The sequence below is a fragment of the Paracoccus sp. Z118 genome (assembly GCF_019061185.1).
Taxonomy (GTDB): Bacteria; Pseudomonadota; Alphaproteobacteria; order Rhodobacterales; family Rhodobacteraceae; genus Paracoccus.
In genome coordinates this window covers 1-363 of sequence record NZ_JAHQZU010000148.1, presented here as the reverse complement: position 1 = coordinate 363, position 363 = coordinate 1, and the positions used below count along the sequence as shown (strand labels likewise).

General features: G+C 72.2%; 1 pseudogene. It reads right to left on the bottom strand.

Annotated features, from left to right (window positions below):
* Positions 1-145 precede the first annotated feature (145 nt).
* Positions 146-363 (bottom strand): annotated as a pseudogene (locus tag KTN05_RS17940) (thiaminase II); the annotation flags it as partial.

The window sequence follows — 363 nt, the reverse complement described above, 5'->3', positions numbered from 1 at the left end:
CGCAGCAGGGTGGACTTGCCCACGCCCGAGGCGCCGAGCAGGCAGGTCACGCTTCCATGCGGCAGGGTAAGGTAGAGGGGCGCGAACAGTCCCGGTGCCTCGCCCGTCACGCGGATCGGGTCCGCCGCGTCAGCCGGGGTCCGCGTCATGCCTTCCCGAGCCCCCAGAAGCTGACCTCCAGCCGGGTCGCGGTGGCGAAGCGTGTCGCAAGCTCGCCCCATCGCGGCAGCGTGTGGGGAGCCTCGCCGAGCCGGCGGGCGACGGCGGAATCGATCAGCGCGCCAACCTCGCGGCAGGCGGCCTGATATGGCGCGCCGGCATAGGTGTCGATCCAGTCCCGATAGGGCGTGTCCGGCACCGCAT